Genomic DNA, 22076 nt, shown 5'->3' with positions numbered 1-22076 from the left:
GTCGTCAAAACTTAACGCTAACTGGCTAGTATTTGAAGTTTCAATATGTTGCTAAAAATCTTAACATATTTATTTGGTGAGATAGGGAGGGCATTCTTGACTCAGATTTTTTTTTATGTAGAATGCTCTTTAATTGTGGGGTAGCCTCTGAAGTGGGGTTGGGTTTAGTTACTCATCGACTCATTAATCAAGTTACCCCCCTACATACATAACCATTCACTTTCTACTTTATCTTATGTCTATAAAACCCCACAAAGAATATTCCGATTTAGTATTACTCTTGAAGTCTAGAGGAATGTTTGTTTCTGATATTTTGTATGCGGAAAAAAAGTTAGCTCAGGTTGGATATTATCGCTTATCTGGATTTTGGCATACCGCTAGAAAACAAATGGGAAATGGCTGTTTATCAGATAATTTTTTACCTTCAACTTCTTTCGAGGAAATCTATAAACTTTATATTTTTGATAAAAAGCTTAGGATTTTATTACTTGATATTATAGAACGTTTGGAAATTCATATTAGAGGTGTTATTGCTCATGAAATTGGTCGGGAAGATCCGTTAGCCTATGAGAAAGTAGAATTTATTAACCCAAATATGCTTGATGATTTTTTGGAATGGCAAAAATCAATAACAATAAAAATCACTAGAAGTAAAGATGAATTTGTAAAACATCATCTTGATAAAAAGCAAACATTACCATTTTGGGTAATTATTGAATTGTGGGATTTTGGTAACTTATCCAAGTACTATTCAATGTTAAAACCTGAATATCAAAATATGGTGTGTAAAAGATTTAATATTGATAATCATACCTTATCTCATTGGCTTCGACAGATTAATTTTTTAAGAAATTGTGTCGCACATCATTGCCGAGTATGGAATCGATTATTTACAGCAGAAATGACGATCCCTAGTGTGAATAATAAAAAATTTAAACGATATAAAAAAGCACGTTCTTATTTCAGTAAATTGGGTATAACAACAGAAGATAAATACAGATTGTTTAGTCGTATAGCTGTTATGTGGTACTTGATTAATCAAACTAGTACAAACTACATATGGCTAGAAAAGGTAAACGAAATATTGGCATCTTTTCCCAATGTACCTAATGCAAAATTAAAAGCTATGGGATTAGGAGATTATGAAAAATTACCTATCCATTTATTAAGAAATATTTAATAAATAATACTTTTTATAAAAATTAATTTATTTTTGAGTTAGGATTAATATGTTTCCATTATGTCGTTAATTTTAACTTTGCGTATTTATGCGTATAATAGCGGGCAGTTTAGATTTTAGTGGAATATTCAATGAAATTAATTCGTAGTATTCATCATTTGCCTGATTTATTTTCAAAGCAAGGTTGTGCATTAACTATCGGGAATTTTGATGGAGTACATCTTGGACATCAAGCGGTATTAAACCATTTAAAAGTGCAAGCAAAAAAATTAAATTTGCCTGTTGTTGTGATGGTGTTTGAGCCTCAACCTAGTGAATATTTTATGGGGAAAAATGCCCCTGCTCGATTAATGCGTTTACGAGATAAGCTGTATTATTTACAACAACTTGAGATTGATTATGTTTTTAGTGTTAAATTTAACCGCACTTTTGCAGAGCAATCCGCAGAGCATTTTATTGAGTCTTGGTTAGTTAAAAAATTAAATGTTAAATTTTTAAGTATTGGCGATGATTTTCGTTTTGGTCAACAACGACAAGGGGATTTTCAGCTATTACAAAAGGCGGGGATTCAATTTGGTTTTGGCGTAGAAAATAATAAGAGTTTTTTATTCGATAATCAGCGTATTAGTAGCACGAGTATTCGTCAAGCATTAGCAGATGATGATCTTCAACTGGCTGAAAAGCTACTTGGCAGACCTTATCGAATTTGGGGAAGTGTGGCACACGGTAATAAATTAGGACGGACAATTGGATTTCCTACTGCCAATATTCATCTTCATCGTCAAGTTAATCCCGTAAAAGGGGTGTATGCCGTCAAGGTTATTTTAGGCAAGCAACAGCAATATTTTGGTGTTGCTAATATTGGCAAGCGACCGACCATTAATGGCATAAAACAAATTCTTGAAGTTCATCTCTTCGATTTTAATGAGAATCTTTATGGACAACATATTCAAGTAGAATTTTGCTTAAAAATAAGAAATGAAATTAAATTCCCATCTTTTGAGCTGTTAAAGACACAAATTCAACAAGATGTCATTGTAGCAAGGCAGTATTTTCAATTATAAGGTAATGATTGGCAAATAATGTACTATAACGATGTAGTACAGTTTGTATCGTTGATTATTATTGTTTAATAGGATCCTTAATTAAATCATTTTATAGTGTTAAAATCTCTTGGTATATCTCTTATTTGTCGCTAATTCAGCCTTTTATCTTAGTAAATTTATGCGTATAATGCGGAGATTATTGATTTAATTATTATATATAACGTGGAAGAATAAAATGTCTGATGCAACAGTAGATTACAAAAATACCCTTAACTTGCCACAAACAGGTTTTCCAATGCGTGGTGATTTGGCAAAACGTGAGCCAAATATGTTAAAAAATTGGTATGACAAAGCGCTTTACCAAAAAATTCGTCAATCCTCAAAAGGTAAAAAATCTTTTATTTTACATGATGGCCCTCCTTACGCTAACGGTGCAATTCATATCGGACACGCAGTTAATAAAATTTTAAAAGACATGATTATTAAATCTAAAACTGCTTTAGGTTATGATAGCCCATATATTCCTGGCTGGGATTGTCATGGCTTGCCGATCGAATTAAAAGTAGAAGGTTTAGTGGGGAAACCTAATCAAAAACTTTCAGCCGCAGAGTTTCGTAATGAATGTCGTAAATACGCAAAAGAACAAATAGAAACACAGAAAAAAGACTTCATTCGTCTTGGTGTATTAGGGGATTGGGATAACCCTTATTTAACGATGAATTTTGATACGGAAGCAAATATTATTCGTGCTTTTGGTAAAGCGGTTAAGAATGGGCATTTATACAAAGGTTCTAAGCCAGTACATTGGTGCTTAGATTGTGCATCTTCTTTAGCTGAAGCCGAAGTGGAATATGAAGATAAAACTTCTCCTTCTATTTATGTTGCGTTTAAAGCAGTAGATGAAAGTGCGGTACTAAATAAATTTAATTTAACAGAACAGGGATATGGTGAGGTATCAGCAGTAATTTGGACAACTACTCCTTGGACTATCCCGTCTAACCGTGCGATTGCAGTTAATTCAGAATTAGAATATCAATTAATACAAGCTGGTGATAAACGTTTCATTCTTGCAACAGAATTAGTTGCTGCTGTAAAAGAAGAAATGGCTTTTGATGAGATTAAGGTATTAGGTATTGCTAAAGGTGCAGATTTAGAATTATTACAATTCCATCATCCTTTTTACGATCATATTGTGCCAGTAGTATTAGGGGATCATGTTACTACTGATGGTGGTACTGGTTTAGTTCATACTGCACCAGATCACGGTCATGACGACTTTATTGTTTGTCAAAAATACAATGTAGAAATGGTCGGTTTAGTTGGGAATGATGGTGTTTTTACCGACAAAGCAAAATTCTTTGCAGGTAAAGGCGTATTTGAAAGTAATCCATTAGTAATTGAAAAATTAAAAGAAGTCGGTGCATTATTAAAAGTACAAAATATTCGCCATAGTTACCCGCATTGTTGGCGACATAAAACACCGATTATTTTCCGTGCGACACCGCAATGGTTTATTGGTATGGAAACACAAGGGTTACGCCAGCAAGCATTAAGTGAAATTAAAAAAGTACGTTGGATCCCAGATTGGGGTCAAGCTCGAATTGAAAAAATGGTGGAAAATCGCCCTGATTGGTGTATTTCTCGTCAACGTACTTGGGGTGTGCCTGTTGCCTTGTTTATTCATAAACAAACGGAAGAATTACACCCACGCACTGTTGAGTTAATCGAAGAAGTTGCAAAACGTGTTGAGAAATCAGGTATTCAAGCTTGGTGGGATTTAGATCCTAAAGAATTATTAGGTGATGAGGCAGATAATTATCAAAAAGTGCCAGATACTTTAGACGTATGGTTTGATTCGGGATCAACTTATTCTTCTGTGGTACAAAATCGCCCAGAGTTTAATGGCTATGAAGCGGATATGTATTTGGAAGGTTCAGATCAACATCGTGGTTGGTTTATGTCTTCTCTAATGCTTTCAACGGCAACAGATAACAAAGCACCTTACAAGCAAGTATTAACACATGGTTTTACCGTAGATGGACAAGGACGTAAAATGTCTAAATCTATTGGTAACATCGTGACACCACAAGAAGTAATGGATAAATTTGGTGGCGATATTTTACGTTTGTGGGTGGCGTCAACAGATTATACTGGTGAAATGACGGTATCTGATGAAATCTTAAAACGTGCCGCCGATAGCTATCGCCGTATTCGTAATACTGCTCGTTTCTTATTAGCAAACTTAAACGGTTTTGATCCTAAAGTAGATATGGTAAAACCAGAAGAAATGATTGTTTTAGATCGTTGGGCAGTAGATTGTGCGTTACAAGCACAAAAAGAGATCCAAGAGGCTTATGATAATTATCAATTCCATGCGGTAGTACAACGTTTAATGAAATTCTGTTCAATCGAAATGGGATCATTCTATTTAGATATTATCAAGGATCGTCAATATACGACGAAAGCGGATAGCCTTGCACGCCGTAGTTGTCAAACAGCATTATGGCATATTTCAGAAGCATTAGTACGTTGGATTGCTCCAATTTTATCTTTCACCGCTGATGAAATTTGGCAATATATTCCGGGAGAACGCAGTGAATTTGTGTTTACCGAAGAATTTTATACAGGGTTATTTGCATTAGATGCTAATGAAGCGATGAATGATGCATACTGGCAACAAGTTCTGGTACTGCGTGATGAAGTCAACCGAGTGTTAGAACAAGCACGTAATGATAAAACTATTGGATCAGGGCTTGAAGCTGAAATCACACTGTTTGCTAATGATGAATATTTAACGGTATTAAATCAATTACAAAATGAGTTACGCTTTGTATTGATTACCTCAAAAGCACAAGTAAAACCATTATCTGAAGCAGATGTGGCTGAGGGGGAAATCAAAGGCTTTGCCGTAAAAGTGGTTCGTTCATCTGATGAGAAATGTCCACGTTGTTGGCATTATTCTGATACCGTTGGAATGAATGCAACTCACCCAACTTTATGTTCTCGTTGTGTAGAGAATATCGAGGGCAATGGTGAAGTTAGACATTTTGCTTAATAGTTAATATGAATAAAAGTGCGGTTAAATTTGACCGCACTTTTTTTAAATCATTTTTTGTTCATATATTTAAAATAAGTCCTTGTTCTCTCTGTGTTATTTAATGTTGTTCATTTCTTGAGGTAAAAAATGCGTGAATATCGTCTGTATAAATATCGTATCCCTGTTGATAGCCAGCTTATCTTGCGTAATCGTTTTTTAAAACAACGTGAAGGGATAATTGTTTATGTAAAATGTGGTAATAATGAAGGTTATGGCGAAATAGCCCCTTTACCTGAATTTAGTGAAGAAACCTTAGAACAAGCGAAAGAGCAAGTAATAGATTGGTTATCTCGTTGGGATAAAGCACGTCAATGTAACCAAAAATTATCTTTAGATGGGCTGTATCCTTCTGTTGCATTTGGTTTAAGTTGTGCATTAGCTGAATTAAAAGGAAAATTAAACGAAGAAGGTAATTATCAAGTTGCCCCATTATGCTATGGCGATCCTGATGAGCTTTATCAAGTCCTTGATAATATGCAAGGTGAAAAAGTGGCTAAAATCAAAGTGGGAATGTATGAAGCAAATAGAGATGGTATGATCGCTAATATGTTGCTTGAGGCGATCCCTGATTTATCTCTTCGCTTAGATGCTAATCGTAGTTGGACGCCAGAAAAAGCGAGAATGTTTGCGAAATACGTTAATCCTGAATATCGTTCTCGTATTCAATTTTTGGAAGAACCTTGTAAAACTCGTGAACAAAGTCGAGCCTTTGCAAAGGAAACGGGTATCGCTATTGCGTGGGATGAAAGTGTGCGAGAGGCTGATTTTAAAGTTGAAGCGGAAACTAATTTAGCGGCAATTATCATTAAACCAACGCTTGTAGGGTCTTTAGATTATTGTATTGATTTAATTCAACAAGCACATCAACAAGGTTTAAAAGCGGTAATTAGCTCATCAATAGAAAGTAGTTTAGGGCTAACGCAACTTGCTCGAATTGCAAAACAATATACTCCAGATACGATAGCAGGCTTAGATACACTTAATTTAATGGATTATCAATTATTACGAGTTTGGCAAGGATCGACTTTACCGCTATTAGATTTAAATTCTGAGTTTATCTCGGAAATAAACATTGAATAGTCATAAATTGGTTTGACCAGAATTTATAATATTATGTTTTTTCGTTAACCTCTTTATAATGTAGCAATTTAGTAAAAAGGAATAAATTATGTCACAAACCTTTCGTGTCCTGTTATTAAATGGCCCTAACTTAAATATGTTAGGAAAACGTGAGCCCGCACATTATGGCAATTTATCACTGATTGATATAGAGAAAAACTTGGTTACTTTAGCGAGTGAAAAAGGGATAGAATTAGTTTGTTTTCAAGCGAATAGCGAAGAAAAATTAATTGAACGTATTCATCAAAGTTTTCAACAGATTGATTTTATTATTATTAATCCAGCTGCTTATACGCATACTAGTGTTGCCTTAAGAGACGCTTTACTTGCAGTATCCATTCCTTTTGTTGAAGTGCATTTATCTAATATTCATAAGCGGGAAGCATTTCGTCACCATTCTTATTTTAGTGATATTGCCGAAGGAGTAATTTGTGGTTTAGGGGAGAAAGGTTATGATTTTGCTTTAGACTTTGCGAGCGGTTTTTTAAGTGAAATAAAGAAAAAAGCATAAAAATTGACGAAGTTAGCAGAAATTAGTCGCAAAAAGTAAAATTTTAATGTACCCTTTGCCAGCTAAATTAAGTTTCAATATTATTAAGGCACTTTTTTTCTTTTATTTGGTCTAAGGAACAATATTTAATAAAAGTGCAGTAAGAATTTATCGTTAGGAAAATATTATGGATGTTCGCAAAATAAAAAAACTCATTGAGTTGGTTGAAGAATCTGGAATTATGGAGTTAGAAATTTCGGAAGGGGAAGAAACGATTCGTATTAATCGTGGTGTACCTACAACGAGTGCCTCAGTAGCACAATATACTATGCCTCCAGTACAGCAAGTTGCTGCTCCAGTATCGGTTGCTCCTGTATCAGCTACACCAGCAGCAGATGAAAGTAATCCTGAAAATATTTCAGGTCATATTGTTCGTTCACCAATGGTAGGGACTTTCTATCGTAGTCCAAGTCCAGAAGCAGACTCATTCGTTGAGATAGGGCAGTCAGTCAAAGTAGGTGATGCACTTTGTATTGTTGAAGCGATGAAAATGATGAATCGCATTGAAGCAGATAAAACAGGTACGGTAAAAGCAATTTTAATTAACGATGGTGAACCAGTAGAGTTTGATGAGCCATTAATTATTATTGAGTAATAGTGTCATCTATCCAATAGGGCATTGATTGTTCTATTAAATTATTCTAAGAGATATAGTCTTATGTTAGAAAAAATTGTTATCGCTAATCGTGGTGAAATTGCATTACGTATTTTACGTGCCTGTAAAGAACTTGGAATTAAAACTGTTGCAGTTCATTCAACGGCTGATCGAGAGTTAAAACACGTATTGTTAGCGGATGAAACTGTTTGTATTGGTCCAGCGCCTTCTGCAAAAAGTTATTTAAATATTCCAGCCATTATTGCAGCCGCAGAGGTGACAGGTGCAGAGGGAATCCATCCTGGTTATGGTTTCTTGTCTGAAAATGCTGACTTCGCTGAACAGGTTGAGCGTTCAGGTTTTACTTTTATTGGCCCTACTGCCGATGTTATTCGCTTAATGGGGGATAAAGTTTCTGCAATTAATTCTATGAAAAAATCAGGCGTACCTTGTGTACCAGGATCAGATGGACCTGTTGGATCTGATATGATTAAAAATAAAGAAATTGCAAAGCGTATTGGTTATCCTGTGATTATTAAAGCCTCAGGTGGTGGCGGTGGTCGTGGTATGCGTGTTGTGCGTAGCGAGTCTGCTTTAGAAGAAGCTATCGCTATGACAAAAGCAGAAGCGAAGGCTGCTTTTAATAATGATGTGGTATATATGGAAAAATATTTAGAAAATCCACGTCATATTGAAATTCAAGTTTTAGCGGATACCTTTGGTAATGCGGTTTATCTCGCTGAACGTGATTGTTCAATGCAACGTCGTCATCAAAAAGTGGTTGAAGAAGCACCAGCTCCAGGTATATCAGAAGAATTACGTCGTGATATTGGCTCTCGTTGTGCAAAAGCTTGTACTGAAATTGGTTATCGTGGTGCAGGTACATTTGAGTTTTTATATGAAAATGGCGAGTTCTATTTTATTGAAATGAACACTAGAATCCAAGTGGAACATCCTGTTACTGAAATGATTACAGGCATCGATCTAGTAAAAGAACAATTAAGAATTGCTTCAGGATTACCGCTTTCAGTGAAACAAGAAGATATTAAGGTAAAAGGTCACGCGTTAGAATGTCGAATTAATGCAGAAGATCCAAAGAGTTTTTTACCTTCTCCTGGAAAAGTATTGCATTTACACGCACCAGGTGGTTTCGGTATTCGTTGGGATTCTCATGTTTATGGTGGGTATACCGTCCCGCCTCATTATGACTCGATGATTGCTAAACTGATTACTTATGGTGAAACCAGAGACATTGCAATTAGACGTATGCAAAATGCCTTATCGGAAACCATTATTGATGGGATAAAAACCAATATTCCACTGCATGAGTTAATTTTAGAAGATAAAAATTTCCAAAAAGGTGGTGCAAATATTCACTACCTTGAAGAAAAGCTAGGAATTAATGACTAGTCAAAGAGAGTAGGGAGCTGAAATAGTTCCCTTTTTTTAAGCATAAATTTGTTTATTTTAGTATTTAATCATATTTATTGTAGAGAAAAGTACCAATGAAAAAAGATCCTCGTTATAAACAAGCATCAAAGGAAGCTGTATGGGCTTTTTTATTAACCGTTTTATATGCTATTGGTTGGTGTGTATGTGCTTATTTACCTTCCAATACATCAGGGTTATTTGATTTTCCACTTTGGTTTGAGTTGTCTTGTATTTATTTACCTGTTGTTTTTGTTGTTGTGATGTATTGGGTAATTAAATTACAGTTTAAAGAGATTAACTTAGATAATGATGTAAATAAGGAGAATAAATAGTGAATTGGGCAATCATTATACCTTTATTAGTTTATATTCTATTTGTTTTTTTAGGGGCGGTATATGCTTATCAAAAACGCTCAAAGGGAAATTTTTTAGCGGAATATTATGTAGGAAATCGCTCAATGTCAGGGTTTGTATTAGCGATGACAACGGCGGCAACCTATGTTGGAGCAAGCTCTTTTATTGGTGGGCCTGGTGCGGCTTATAAATTTGGGTTAGGCTGGGTCCTTTTAGCGATGATACAAGTGCCAGTGGTGCTTTTTACGCTCGGTGTTTTAGGGAAAAAATTTGCAATTTGGGCAAGACAGAACCATAGTTTAACCATTAATGATATTTTGTATATAAAATATAAAAGTCCTTATATTTTATTGCTCGCAAGCTTATCGTTATTAGTTTCTTTTTTCATTATGATGTCAGTGCAATTTATAGGTGTTGGTCGTTTATTGGAAACTACATTAAATATTGATTATAAACTATCTATAGTTATTTTTGCGGTAACGGTAGGTATTTACACTTTCATTGGTGGTTTTAGAGCAGTAGTATTAACGGATACCATTCAAGGTAGTATTATGATGATTGGAACAGTATTACTCCTTGCAGCAGTGATTTATGCAGGGGGAGGGGTAGCAAATATTATGCAGACCTTAGAAAGTATTGATCCGAAATTAATTACGCCCTATGGAATTGATGCTAGACCCCTTGATTTTACTTTTATGACTTCATTTTGGGTATTGGTGTGTTTTGGATTACTTGGATTACCAAGTACTTTGATTCGTGCGATGTCCTATAAAAATAGTAAAGCATTACATAGTGGAATGATTATTGGTACTATCGTTATTGCAGTATTAATGTTAAGTATTCATTTAGCTGGTGCATTAGGACGAGCGATTATACCTAATTTGACGGTTACAGATAAAATAATTCCAAGTTTGATGATTCAAGTGCTACCACCTGTTGTCGCTGGTATTTTCTTGGCTGCACCAATGGCTGCGATTATGTCATCTATTGATTCAATGTTAATTCAAACCTCATCAACTTTGATTAAAGATTTGTATCTAAGATTTAAGCCAGAGGCTGTTCATAATGAAAAGCGAGTAAAATATTTTTCTAGCATAGCGACATTATCTATGACTATCTTAGTTACTATCGCAACTTTAAATCCCCCTGATATGCTGATTTGGTTAAATTTATTTGCCTTAGGTGGTTTAGAAACTACATTTTTATGGGTAATTTTATTTGGATTGTATTGGGATAAAGCGAATGCTTATGGTGGTATTGCCTCGATGATCGTTGGATTTATTAGTTATATTACGCTCACTTATGTTGGAATTAAGATTTTTGATTTTCACGCCATTGTTCCATCATTATTATTGGGATTAATTGCTTTTTTAATTGGAAATCAAATTGGCGTGATAAGATCAAAAAATACGGCATTAGTAAACCAATAAAATCATTATAACGAAGTATATACACTGTATATTAACCCGATTATTCAAGGTAGAATATACAGTGTATTTTTTATTTTAATCATAATTTAAATTGTAGAAATCAACATAATATAGAGAACATAATATGGCTTGGGTACAACTTCGGATCAATAGCACAAATCAAAAAGCAGAGCAGATCAGTGATTTCTTAGAGGAAATTGGATCTGTGTCAGTAACTTTTATGGATAGTCAAGATACGCCAATTTTTGAACCATTACCGGGTGAAACACGTTTATGGGGAAATACGGATGTTATTGCATTATTTGATGCTGAAACAGATATGCAACAAATTGTAGGCTTATTGGAAACACATCATCATATTAATGAAGATACTGCTTATAAAATCGAACAAATAGAAGATAAAGATTGGGAAAGGGAATGGATGGATAATTTCCACCCTATGCAATTTGGACAACGATTATGGATATGTCCAAGTTGGCGAGAAGTGCCAGATGAAACCGCTGTCAATGTGATGCTCGATCCTGGGTTGGCTTTTGGAACAGGCACACATCCAACAACAGCACTTTGTTTAGAATGGTTAGATAGTTTAGATATTCAAGGCAAAACCGTTATTGATTTTGGTTGCGGATCGGGAATATTAGCGATTGCTGCATTAAAGCTTGGTGCAAAAAGTGCGGTCGGAATTGATATAGATCCTCAAGCCATTTTAGCAAGTCGAGGTAATGCCGAGCAAAACGCTGTTGCTGATCGTTTACAACTTTTTTTATCCGATGAAACTCCTGACAATTTACAAGCAGATATTGTGGTAGCAAATATTCTTGCAGGACCTTTAAAAGAATTGTATCCAGTTATTAGCCGATTGGTAAAAGAAAATGGTGTATTAGGGTTATCTGGTATTTTAGAAACACAAGCTCAATCTGTTTGTGACGCCTATATTGAGTCTTTCATATTAGATCCAGTTGAAGAGCGAGAAGAATGGTGTCGCATTACTGGAAACAGAAAATAAGTGTAAAACTACGATTTAAATCAAAAAAAGATGATTAAATTAAAAAAAAATCATATTTGTATAAAAATCACTCTTTTCAAATGAAGTAAAAGTGCGTATGATACTGCCCTTGTCATTTTTTAAATTTTAGGTTAAAAAATGAGCTTTAGGTGCTTAGTTTTTGATTTTTAAGTAGGTTTGTAGAAGATGAAAATAGGTTGTTACCAATTTGCTAATCCTGTTTTTTTAGCACCGATGGCAGGAATAACCGATCAACCGTTTAGGCGATTATGTTTTCATTATGGAGCATCGTTGACATTTTCTGAGATGATGTCAACTAATCCAAAAGTTTGGCATACTGAAAAATCAAAACTACGTTTATCTCATCATCAAGATGCTGGAATTAATGCAGTGCAAATTGCAGGTTCTGATCCTGATGAGATGGCTCAAGCTGCAGTGGTTAATGTTGAATACGGTGCACAAATTATTGATATTAATATGGGCTGTCCGGCTAAAAAAGTAAATCGTAAACTAGCAGGCTCGGCATTATTACAATATCCTGATTTAGTGGAACGTATTTTACGATCTGTGGTCAAAGCTGTTGATGTTCCTGTTACATTAAAAATTCGCACAGGTTGGGATCGGCAACATAAAAACTGTGTTGAAATAGCTAAAATAGCAGAACAATCAGGTATTCAAGCACTTAGTATTCATGGACGGACGAGAGCCTGTTTGTTTGAAGGTGAGGCTGAATATGAGAGTATCAAAGCGGTTAAGCAGCAGGTGATGATTCCTGTTATTGCAAATGGTGATATTAACTCGCTAGATAAAGCAAAAAAAGTCCTCAGTGATACAGGCGCTGATGGCATAATGATTGGGCGTGGCGCATTGGGAAACCCTTGGCTATTTCGCTCTTTATTGAACCTTTTTGAAAGCGGTTCAATAGTTTTAGAGCCAACGCTAAGTGAAAAATTTACAGTAATTTTACAGCATATCCGAGATCTTCATTCATTTTATGGAGTTGATAAAGGGTATCGTATTGCTCGTAAACACGTTGCTTGGTATTTACAAGGAATTAACATTAATTCCGATTTTAGACAGACTTTTAACGCAATTACTGATGCTCAGGCACAGTTAGACGCATTAGAAGATTTTTTTAATTTGATTTTATTGGATAGAAACAATGTCAGAACAACAACGTAATCCAGCTGAAACATTAACTGTTTCAGTTCTTAATTCACAATCTCAAGTAACAAATAAACCATTGCGTGATTCAGTTAAGCAAGCGTTAAGAAACTATTTGGCACAGTTAGAGAATCATGATGTGAATGATATTTATGAGCTAGTGCTATCAGAAGTAGAACATCCAATGTTGGATATTATTATGCAATATACTCGTGGAAATCAAACTCGTGCGGCAACGATGTTGGGTATTAATCGTGGGACATTACGTAAAAAATTAAAAAAATACGGAATGGGCTAAAATAAAATTTTTATATTAAAAAACGCCTTTATTTTACAGTAAAGGCGTTTTTTATTTTTATCTAAAGCAAACGTTTTCGTTTCTAGGTGAATTCCTTTATAATACCCTTTATTTTTCGTTTAACTACTTATTAATGGTGCAAATTCTATGTTACAGGTTTTTCGTGGTTCTCCAGCTTTATCTTCATTTCGTTTAAAACAACTTACTCAAAAATTTAACCAACATCAACTTCCCGTAAAGGATATTTATGCTGAATACTTACACTTTGTGGATCTTTCTGAAAAGTTAACCGTAGAAGAAACAACAGAACTAGAAGAGTTATTACATTATGGACCAACATTGGCAAAACATGAACCAGTCGGTGAATGTTATATCGTTATTCCAAGAATTGGCACAATTTCTTCTTGGTCATCAAAAGCTACTGATATTGCACATAACTGTGGTTTAAATAAAGTACTTCGCTTAGAGCGTGGTTTAGCATTCTATTTTAAATTTGACCGCACTTTAACGGAAGATGAAGAAACAAAACTTACCTCTCATCTTTATGATCGAATGATGGAAACGGTTATTCGAGATAGCCAAGAAGCTGAAAGATTATTCCAACAGCAACAACCAAAAGCATTTACTATTGTTGATATTTTAAATGGTGGACGTAAAGCACTGGAAGAAGCAAATATTAATTTAGGCTTAGCACTAGCAGAAGATGAAATTGATTATTTAGTGGAAAATTTCACCGCACTTAAACGTAATCCTGTTGATATTGAATTATATATGTTTGCCCAAGCAAACTCTGAACATTGTCGTCATAAAATCTTTAATGCAGACTGGGTGATCGATGGAGAAAAACAAGAAAAATCATTATTTAAAATGATTAAAAATACCTTTGAAAAAACACCAGATTATGTGTTATCTGCCTATAAAGACAATGCAGCAGTAATGGAAGGCTCAAAAGTAGGGCGTTTCTTCCCTGATCAAGATGGGCAATATCGCTATCACCAAGAAGATGCACATATTTTAATGAAAGTGGAAACCCATAATCACCCAACCGCCATTTCTCCATTCCCAGGTGCTGCAACAGGATCTGGTGGGGAAATTCGTGATGAAGGTGCAACTGGTCGTGGCGCTAAACCAAAAGCGGGACTAGTGGGCTTTTCTGTTTCAAATCTTGTTATTCCTAATTTTGAACAGCCTTGGGAAAATAAATTATCCAAACCAAGTCGTATTGCCTCAGCTTTAGACATTATGATTGATGGTCCACTTGGTGGTGCAGCATTCAATAATGAATTTGGTCGCCCTGCCTTATTAGGTTATTTCCGCACTTATGAAGAAAAAGTAAATAGCTTTAATGGCGAGGAAGTGCGTGGTTATCATAAACCAATTATGCTTGCAGGTGGTATTGGTAACATTCGAGCTGAACACGTTCAAAAAGGCGAAATTTCTGTTGGTGCAAAATTAATTGTACTTGGTGGACCAGCGATGAACATCGGCTTAGGTGGTGGTGCAGCCTCTTCTATGACATCAGGAAAATCAAAAGAAGATCTTGATTTTGCGTCTGTGCAACGTGATAACCCAGAAATGGAACGCCGTTGCCAAGAGGTTATCGACCGTTGTTGGCAACTAGGCGATGAAAACCCAATTTTATTTATTCACGATGTAGGAGCAGGTGGTTTATCTAACGCGATGCCTGAATTAGTCCATGACGGTGATCGTGGTGGTAAATTTGAATTACGTAATATCCTTTGTGATGAAAAAGGGATGTCGCCATTGGAAATTTGGTGTAACGAATCTCAAGAACGTTATGTATTAGCGGTTGCACCAGAAAAATTACCATTATTTACTGCACTTTGTGAACGTGAAAGAGCCCCATTTGCAGTAATCGGTGAAGCAATAGAAGAAAAACATTTAACCTTACACGATAATCATTTTGAGAATAATCCGATTGATTTACCAATGAATGTATTACTCGGTAAAACACCAAAAATGACACGTGATGTAACCTCAAAAACAGTGAATAATGCACCAGTTGATCAAAGTAATATTAATGTTAAAGAAGCATTACATCGTGTTTTACGTTTACCTGTTGTTGCTGAAAAAACTTTCTTAATTACTATTGGTGATCGCTCTGTTACTGGTATGGTGGCACGAGATCAAATGGTCGGTCCATGGCAAATTCCAGTAGCAGATTGTGCAGTTACTACCGCAAGTTTAGATAGTTATCACGGTGAAGCAATGTCTATTGGCGAGCGTGCACCAGTGGCATTATTAGATTTTGCCGCTTCTGCTCGTTTGGCAGTAGCGGAAAGTATTACCAATATTGCCGCAACCAATATTGGCGATTTAACACGTATTAAACTATCTGCAAACTGGATGTCAGCGGCAGGTCATAATGGCGAAGATGCAGGATTGTACGAAGCGGTAAAAGCAGTGGGCGAAGAACTTTGTCCACAACTTGGTTTAACTGTGCCAGTCGGTAAAGACTCAATGTCAATGAAAACTACATGGCAAGAAAATGGCGAACAAAAAACTGTTACTGCACCGTTATCACTAGTTATTAGTGCTTTTGCAAGAGTGGAAGATGTTCGCAAAACTGTTACCCCACAATTACGCACAGATAAAGGCAACAGCACCTTATTATTAATTGATCTCGGAAATGGAGCAAATAATCTAGGGGCAACCGCATTAGCACAAGTTTACAAACAACTTGGTGATAAACCGGCAGATGTACGCAATCCACAAGAATTAAAAGGCTTCTTTAATGCAATGCAAACTCTTGTGCAACAAGATAAATTATTAGCCTATCACGATCGTTCAGATGGTGGCTTAATCGTTACGCTTGCAGAAATGGCATTTGCTGGGCATTGTGGTGTGTCTGTGGATATTAGTGCATTAGGTGATAATGATCTAGCGGTATTATTTAACGAAGAACTAGGTGCGGTTATTCAAGTAAAAGATGATGAACTTAACCAAGTGCGTGAAGTATTAAGCGAAAATGGCATATTACATTTAACCAAAGAATTAGGTTCAGTAACCACAAATGATGAATTTGAAATCAAACGTAGTACTCAAGTTATCTTATCTGAAAAACGTTCAGAATTACGTGGTATCTGGGCAGAATTAACGCACAAAATGCAGTCATTGCGTGATAATCCAGAATGTGCTGATCAGGAGTTTAAGGCGAAGAAAGATCCACAAGATAAAGGTTTCTCCGCACATTTAACTTATGATATTAACGAAGATATTGCTGCACCTTATATTGCAAAAGGTGTGAAACCGCGTATTGCTATTTTGCGTGAACAAGGCGTGAATAGCCACGTTGAAATGGCAGCGGCTTTCGATCGTGCTGGCTTTGCAGCCATTGATGTTCATATGACAGATTTACATACAGCAAGACAAAATCTAAAAGATTTTAATGCGTTAGTGGCTTGTGGTGGTTTCTCTTATGGTGATGTTCTTGGTGCTGGTGGTGGATGGGCAAAATCTATTTTATTTAATACCGCACTTCGTGATCAATTTGCCTCATTCTTTGAACGTCAAGATACTTTAGCATTGGGCATTTGTAATGGTTGCCAAATGATCTCAAACTTAGCAGAAATCATTCCAGGAACAGAAGCATGGCCTCGTTTTGTTCGTAATACTTCAGAACGTTTTGAAGCTCGTGCTGCATTGGTTCGTATTAACCAAGTTGACTCTGTATGGTTCAATGGTATGGCAGGTTCATATATGCCAATTGCGGTTTCTCATGGTGAAGGTCGCGTTGAGTTTAAAAACGATCAACAGTTGCAATTATTGCGTGAGCAAAATCTCATTGCTGCACAATATATTGATAACAACCTAAACCCAACAGAAGTCTACCCAGCGAATCCTAACGGCTCAGTGGACGGTATTACTGCAATCACCAACAAAGATGGACGTGTAGCTATCATGATGCCCCATCCAGAACGTGTATTCCGCACAGTCAGCAATTCATGGCACCCAGAAGACTGGTCAGAAGACGGTGCATGGATGAGATTGTTTAGAAATGCGAGAGTGGCGTTGAAGTAGGATTTTTATCTTAAATAAAGTGGTTAGCAAAAGTTAGCTACTTTATTCATATTTATTTAATTAGGGTGAATTGTATGTCTGATGATAAAGAATATATTGAAGTAGAATGTATTAATCCAAAATGTAAAAAAGTGTCTGTTTTTTCCATTCCTAAATCATTGTCTACTTGTAAAAATTGTGGAACAAAGTTACCTTTAAGTAAATTAAAAAAGTCGTCTATTGCAACTTCGGGTAAAGTGATATTCTTAGCTTTAGGGGTAGGATATTCTGTTGCTGAAGCTCCGGAGCTTTTTCAAACTAAAGATGAGATTATTTTAATATATGAAAGAATGAATGCTTGTATGAGTGAAGCAAGGTATTATCGAGAACAGAGAGATATTTGTGCTTGTGCCTTTTCAAAAACATACGAAAGTCATAAATTTTTTAGTGATATTAAAGATATATACAGGGAAAATATTCGGAAGTGTAGAGATTGAATTTTATCAATCTCTACAATATAAAGTGATATCTTTACAATATTCTATTTTGCATATTTTTATATCTATAATTAAATTTTTTAGTATCAAACATTATTTCATTAAATGCTGATTGTATCCCGTATTCTAAAATATGGGAACTATAGGTATATCCTTGTGTCTTCTTAGTGTTTTGGAAAAATCTACCAAATGGATCTAGCATAAGGTAAGAATTTGTCATTAATTCGTTACTTTCACTACTAATAATATGTGAAAGTTGTTGATGTTTTTCTAAAAATAGATTGAATTGGTGATTATTAATTTGAAATTGATTTGTTAGTATGGGTAACATTTTTAACACTTTCCATTTAGATGGTAAAATTTGATTAATTAAAGCTGAAAAATCTTCTTGATAATTTAATTCACTCACAACCGTATTAATTTTTATATCAATTTCAGGGTTAATTTTTTTTATATTAAGAATAGAGTTAGTAACTTTTTGGTAATCCATAGCTTTTTTCCCTTCCACTCTTCCTATTTTCTCATTTGTTTCATTTAAAAGAGAATCAATGCTAAAGCCTATAATTGAAAAATTATTTGCGATCAAGGCTTCTAGATTTTTATTCATTCTGCTTCCATTTGTGATTGTTGAAAGTGAAAAACCAAGTTTTTTTGCATACAGTGCAATATCTATAATTCTATTTTCATATATTAATGGTTCTCCTCCAACCAGATTTAATCTAACACTATTAAAGCTAGTATTTTCCTTTATATTTATAAAGTTGGGAAGCATTGCAATTTCTTCTAAAAGTTTATAAGAATTGTCTTTATCATGAAACAGTTCTTTTTGCTTATTTTTTTGCCATTTTGCAAAACAATATCTACACTTAAAATTACAAGTTTCAGTAAGATGCCAATTTACAACTAATTCTTTTGAGTTGACTTTATTCACTTTTGATCTCCTTATATAATTAAGTTAAGAAATTAATGATTTGTGTTTATATTATCAACTTAGAATGGACAAAAAAGTACAAAATGATGAAAAAAACAGCAGACAAAAATAAAGCTAAAGAATTAAGGGAAGAACTTAAAGATATAATTAATGAACTAAGTATTACTCAAGAAGAAGCTGCAGATTGTATCGCCGAAGTACTGGAGATTAATGGCTTTGTGGAATCCTTTAAGTCTGATTTAAAAAGGTGTAATAATATTGGAAAATTAAGAAACTATATTTGTGCATTAAAAAACTCTGATATTTTTATTAAAAGAAAAAATATCAGAGCTAAGATTGAAGGGGATTACGATATTTTAGGTAATGAACAAAAAATTTTGCACGCACTGAGCTATCAAATTCAAAGGATGATTGATGAAAAAAAATCTATGGAATAATTTTTAAAATTTTTTCTACGTCTCTTTTAAAATTATTATAACTATATTTACAACTAGGAGTTGATGGAATAATAATTTTGTGTTTTTGAATTAGTAAATATGCATGTTTTTTCCCATTCTTTATATTTATCTGGATATTCTTATTTTTTATTAACTTATGTATATAAGCACGGATGTCTTTATTATTTGAAGTCCTCATAATTACTCCTATTAGTTTAATGAATTTTCAGGATAAGATTAAATTAATAGGAGGTACAAATAGGGACAAAATGAATAAAAAACGAGCAAACAATCTTTTTTTATAAATCTTATTTGCTTATAGGTATTAGTTAGTTATGGTTATTTGTAATATTACTAAGTTATCACAACAAAAACGCAGCACCCCATTTGATTATATCAAAGAAGAATTTGTTTTCATTTGTAGCAACACCATTTTCATCTTTTGCTGTTTCTTTAGTATTTTCTTCTACCATACCATTTTTATATTTCCCTTGAACAACAGCAAGATCATCTCGGGCTTTTTTTCTTAATGTTTCGCATTGTACTAAAGGAAGAGGATCGGTTTTTCTTTCCTTAAATTTTTTATATTGGTATTGAGCATAATCCATGGATTTTTTATCATCTTGGATCATTTTTACATATTCTTCACCGATTACCTTTTCTAAGGGATAAAAGAAAACATATTGGGAGTGGATATAAGCATCTTCTTTAGAAAAATGTTCTCTTTGAATTTTTGTTAGATTAGGATAGATACATTCTTCCACTTGATGACTTTTCATCGCCCACTGAATTGCATTCTCATTTGAGAGAAGATAGTCCGCATTAGCAAATTCAGCAGGAATAGTCGTATTTACAGAATTACTGGTACAGCCAATGAGAAGTAATCCAATACTAGATAAAATTATTTTCTTTAACATAGAAATCCAGACTTAGTCTTAATTACGGTTATTTTAATAATTTTTCCTTTCATTATAAAGTAGTTATAAGTATAAAATATTATTACTAAGGGAAAATGTTATTCTTGTATATTGTTTATTGAGAAATATTGCTCCTACTTATGTTATATCTTGTTTGGTTAGCACTTATCGCATTATTTATAATGAGGTTAGCCAATAATTCACTAATTCTTGATTGGTTTCTTTATGTGTCCACATACTACCAAATTCTGGTTCGGGATATTTGCTATGGTTGTAGCCGACAAATTGTTGGAAATCAAAAGCGGCGTGGGGATAACCATTGAGCATTAAAAATGCTTTATAACCATCTTCAGACCAGCAAATTTGTAATTTTCTTGGTTCTTTCAGAGAATCTGGCTCAATATCATTTATGCTATAAACAAAGAGTTTATCTACTATGGGTTGATTACTTTGATGAAGATCCATTGCATAAAAATAGCCTGTGCTGCCATCATCTTCAAAGATAACAACTAAATGTTCGTGCTTTATTGAATGACTACCATTACGATAGTTTTCACCGAGTAAAATTTGATCGTCTAATACGGAATAGAGCATTATTTTATCCTTATAAAAAAGCCACCGAGCTAGGTTCACTTGGTGGCTATTATTAATCAATATCAATTAAAGATTATGCTTGACCTTTAACTGCTTTTAATCCTAAGAATGGTGCTTGATCACCTAGTGCTTCTTCAATACGGATTAATTGGTTATATTTAGCAATACGATCTGAACGGCTCATTGAACCAGTTTTGATTTGACCTGCTGCTGTACCTACTGCTAAATCAGCAATAGTTGCATCTTCAGTTTCACCAGAACGGTGTGAGATAACCGCTGTATAGCCAGCATCTTTAGCCATTTTGATTGCAGCTAAAGTTTCAGTTAATGAACCGATTTGGTTGAATTTGATTAAGATTGAGTTTGCGATACCTTTTTCGATACCTTCTTTTAAGATTTTAGTGTTAGTTACGAATAAATCATCACCAACTAATTGTACTTTATCACCTAATACTTTAGTTTGGTATGCAAAACCTTCCCAGTCTGATTCATCTTGACCATCTTCAATAGAAACGATAGGGTATTTTTTACATAAACCTTCTAAATAATGAGTAAATTCTTCTGAAGTGAATGATTTTCCTTCACCTTTCATTTCATATAAGCCACTTTCTTTGTTATAGAACTCAGAAGAAGCACAGTCCATTGCTAATGTTACATCTCTACCTAATACATAACCTGCTTTATCTACCGCTTCTTGAATACAAGCTAATGCATCCGCATTAGAAGCTAAGTTAGGTGCAAAACCACCTTCATCACCAACTGCGGTATTTAATCCTTTAGATTTTAATACCTTAGCTAAGTTGTGGAATACTTCAGCACCAATACGGAGTGCTTCTTTTAATGTTTTCGCACCGACAGGTTGGATCATAAATTCTTGAATATCAACATTATTATCTGCGTGCTCACCACCATTGATAATGTTCATCATTGGTAATGGCATAGAGTAAACGCCTGGTGTACCATTTAATTCTGCAATATGTGCATAAAGTGGTAAACCTTTTGCCGCTGCCGCCGCTTTTGCATTTGCTAAAGATACCGCTAAGATTGCATTTGCACCAAAGTTAGATTTATTTTCTGTACCATCTAAGTCGATCATTATTTGGTCGATTTCAGCTTGGTTTGTTGCATCTTTACCTAAGATTGCTTGGGCAATTTGATTATTTACTGCAGCTACTGCTTTTAATACACCTTTACCTAAGAAACGTGCTTTATCACCATCACGTAATTCTAATGCTTCACGTGAACCAGTTGATGCACCTGATGGAGCGGCTGCTAAACCAACGAAACCACCTTCTAAATGAACTTCTGCTTCAACTGTTGGGTTACCACGTGAGTCGATGATTTCACGACCAATTACTTTAACGATTTTCGCCATTGTTATTTTCCTCTATTTTAAGTTAATTCAAATAAG

Annotated in this window: 19 protein-coding genes; 15 read left to right on the top strand and 4 right to left on the bottom strand. The window is 34.6% G+C overall.

What is annotated here, in order from left to right:
• The first annotated feature begins 295 nt into the window (after positions 1-295).
• The 14 genes from EV697_RS07560 to EV697_RS07495 all read left to right on the top strand — a co-directional run bounded on the left by EV697_RS07560 (position 296) and on the right by EV697_RS07495 (position 17786).
• Positions 296-1180, top strand: coding sequence for an Abi family protein (locus EV697_RS07560; RefSeq protein WP_236824054.1), 885 nt, complete (start codon positions 296-298; stop codon positions 1178-1180).
• Between the two features lie 131 nt (positions 1181-1311).
• The gene (ribF, locus tag EV697_RS07555; RefSeq protein ID WP_132024279.1) at positions 1312-2244 is read left to right on the top strand and encodes a bifunctional riboflavin kinase/FAD synthetase; all 933 of its coding nucleotides are present in this window, start codon (positions 1312-1314) and stop codon (positions 2242-2244) included.
• 217 nt (positions 2245-2461) lie between these two features.
• Positions 2462-5281: an isoleucine--tRNA ligase gene (gene ileS / locus EV697_RS07550; protein WP_132024277.1), complete on the top strand. Its 2820-nt coding sequence runs from the start codon at positions 2462-2464 to the stop codon at positions 5279-5281.
• Positions 5282-5410: 129 nt separating this feature from the next.
• Positions 5411-6403, top strand: coding sequence for an o-succinylbenzoate synthase (gene menC / locus EV697_RS07545; RefSeq protein ID WP_132024275.1), 993 nt, complete (start codon positions 5411-5413; stop codon positions 6401-6403).
• Between the two features lie 88 nt (positions 6404-6491).
• On the top strand, positions 6492-6953 hold the full coding sequence (aroQ, locus tag EV697_RS07540) for a type II 3-dehydroquinate dehydratase (RefSeq protein WP_132024273.1): 462 nt from the start codon (positions 6492-6494) through the stop codon (positions 6951-6953).
• Positions 6954-7119: 166 nt separating this feature from the next.
• Entirely contained in the window at positions 7120-7587 is a 468-nt protein-coding gene (gene accB, locus EV697_RS07535) for an acetyl-CoA carboxylase biotin carboxyl carrier protein (protein WP_132024271.1), read from the top strand.
• Positions 7588-7650: 63 nt separating this feature from the next.
• Positions 7651-8997 carry an acetyl-CoA carboxylase biotin carboxylase subunit gene (accC, locus tag EV697_RS07530; protein WP_132024269.1) on the top strand — a complete coding sequence of 449 codons (1347 nt, stop codon included), beginning with the start codon at positions 7651-7653 and terminating at the stop codon, positions 8995-8997.
• A gap of 95 nt (positions 8998-9092) precedes the next feature.
• Positions 9093-9350 carry a YhdT family protein gene (locus EV697_RS07525; protein ID WP_132024267.1) on the top strand — a complete coding sequence of 86 codons (258 nt, stop codon included), beginning with the start codon at positions 9093-9095 and terminating at the stop codon, positions 9348-9350.
• A complete protein-coding gene (gene panF, locus EV697_RS07520) occupies positions 9350-10801 on the top strand; it encodes a sodium/pantothenate symporter (RefSeq protein ID WP_132024265.1) in 1452 nt (483 codons plus the stop codon). Before EV697_RS07525 ends, panF begins: the two co-directional genes overlap by 1 nt.
• Positions 10802-10925: 124 nt before the next feature.
• Entirely contained in the window at positions 10926-11807 is an 882-nt protein-coding gene (gene prmA, locus EV697_RS07515) for a 50S ribosomal protein L11 methyltransferase (protein ID WP_132024263.1), read from the top strand.
• Between the two features lie 186 nt (positions 11808-11993).
• The gene (dusB, locus tag EV697_RS07510) at positions 11994-12989 is read left to right on the top strand and encodes a tRNA dihydrouridine synthase DusB (RefSeq protein ID WP_132024261.1); all 996 of its coding nucleotides are present in this window, start codon (positions 11994-11996) and stop codon (positions 12987-12989) included.
• Positions 12970-13269: a DNA-binding transcriptional regulator Fis gene (gene fis / locus EV697_RS07505; RefSeq protein ID WP_132024259.1), complete on the top strand. Its 300-nt coding sequence runs from the start codon at positions 12970-12972 to the stop codon at positions 13267-13269. Before dusB ends, fis begins: the two co-directional genes overlap by 20 nt.
• 147 nt (positions 13270-13416) lie before the next feature.
• Positions 13417-17310: a phosphoribosylformylglycinamidine synthase gene (purL, locus tag EV697_RS07500; protein WP_132024257.1), complete on the top strand. Its 3894-nt coding sequence runs from the start codon at positions 13417-13419 to the stop codon at positions 17308-17310.
• A gap of 74 nt (positions 17311-17384) precedes the next feature.
• Positions 17385-17786 (top strand): hypothetical protein, encoded by a 402-nt coding sequence (locus EV697_RS07495; RefSeq protein ID WP_132024255.1) that lies wholly within the window; start codon positions 17385-17387, stop codon positions 17784-17786.
• A 34-nt stretch (positions 17787-17820) separates the two neighbouring features.
• Here EV697_RS07495 and EV697_RS07490 read toward each other — a convergent pair whose 3' ends face one another.
• Positions 17821-18717 (bottom strand): viperin family antiviral radical SAM protein, encoded by an 897-nt coding sequence (locus EV697_RS07490; protein ID WP_132024253.1) that lies wholly within the window; start codon positions 18715-18717, stop codon positions 17821-17823.
• A gap of 86 nt (positions 18718-18803) precedes the next feature.
• Here EV697_RS07490 and EV697_RS07485 point away from each other — a divergent pair, with 86 nt between their 5' ends.
• Positions 18804-19154 carry a hypothetical protein gene (locus EV697_RS07485; RefSeq protein ID WP_132024251.1) on the top strand — a complete coding sequence of 117 codons (351 nt, stop codon included), beginning with the start codon at positions 18804-18806 and terminating at the stop codon, positions 19152-19154.
• A 362-nt stretch (positions 19155-19516) separates the two neighbouring features.
• Here EV697_RS07485 and EV697_RS07480 read toward each other — a convergent pair whose 3' ends face one another.
• From EV697_RS07480 to eno, 3 genes are all read right to left on the bottom strand, one after another.
• Positions 19517-20071: a DUF5358 domain-containing protein gene (locus EV697_RS07480; RefSeq protein ID WP_132024249.1), complete on the bottom strand. Its 555-nt coding sequence runs from the start codon at positions 20069-20071 to the stop codon at positions 19517-19519.
• Between the two features lie 177 nt (positions 20072-20248).
• Positions 20249-20665 carry a DUF2251 domain-containing protein gene (locus EV697_RS07475; RefSeq protein WP_132024247.1) on the bottom strand — a complete coding sequence of 139 codons (417 nt, stop codon included), beginning with the start codon at positions 20663-20665 and terminating at the stop codon, positions 20249-20251.
• Between the two features lie 73 nt (positions 20666-20738).
• Positions 20739-22040 carry a phosphopyruvate hydratase gene (eno, locus tag EV697_RS07470; RefSeq protein WP_132024245.1) on the bottom strand — a complete coding sequence of 434 codons (1302 nt, stop codon included), beginning with the start codon at positions 22038-22040 and terminating at the stop codon, positions 20739-20741.
• Positions 22041-22076: the final 36 nt, after the last annotated feature.

It is taken from the genome of Bisgaardia hudsonensis, from assembly GCF_004345785.1.
In the GTDB taxonomy this organism is placed as follows: domain Bacteria; phylum Pseudomonadota; class Gammaproteobacteria; order Enterobacterales; family Pasteurellaceae; genus Bisgaardia; species Bisgaardia hudsonensis.
This window is presented reverse-complemented; position numbering and strand designations above follow the sequence as displayed.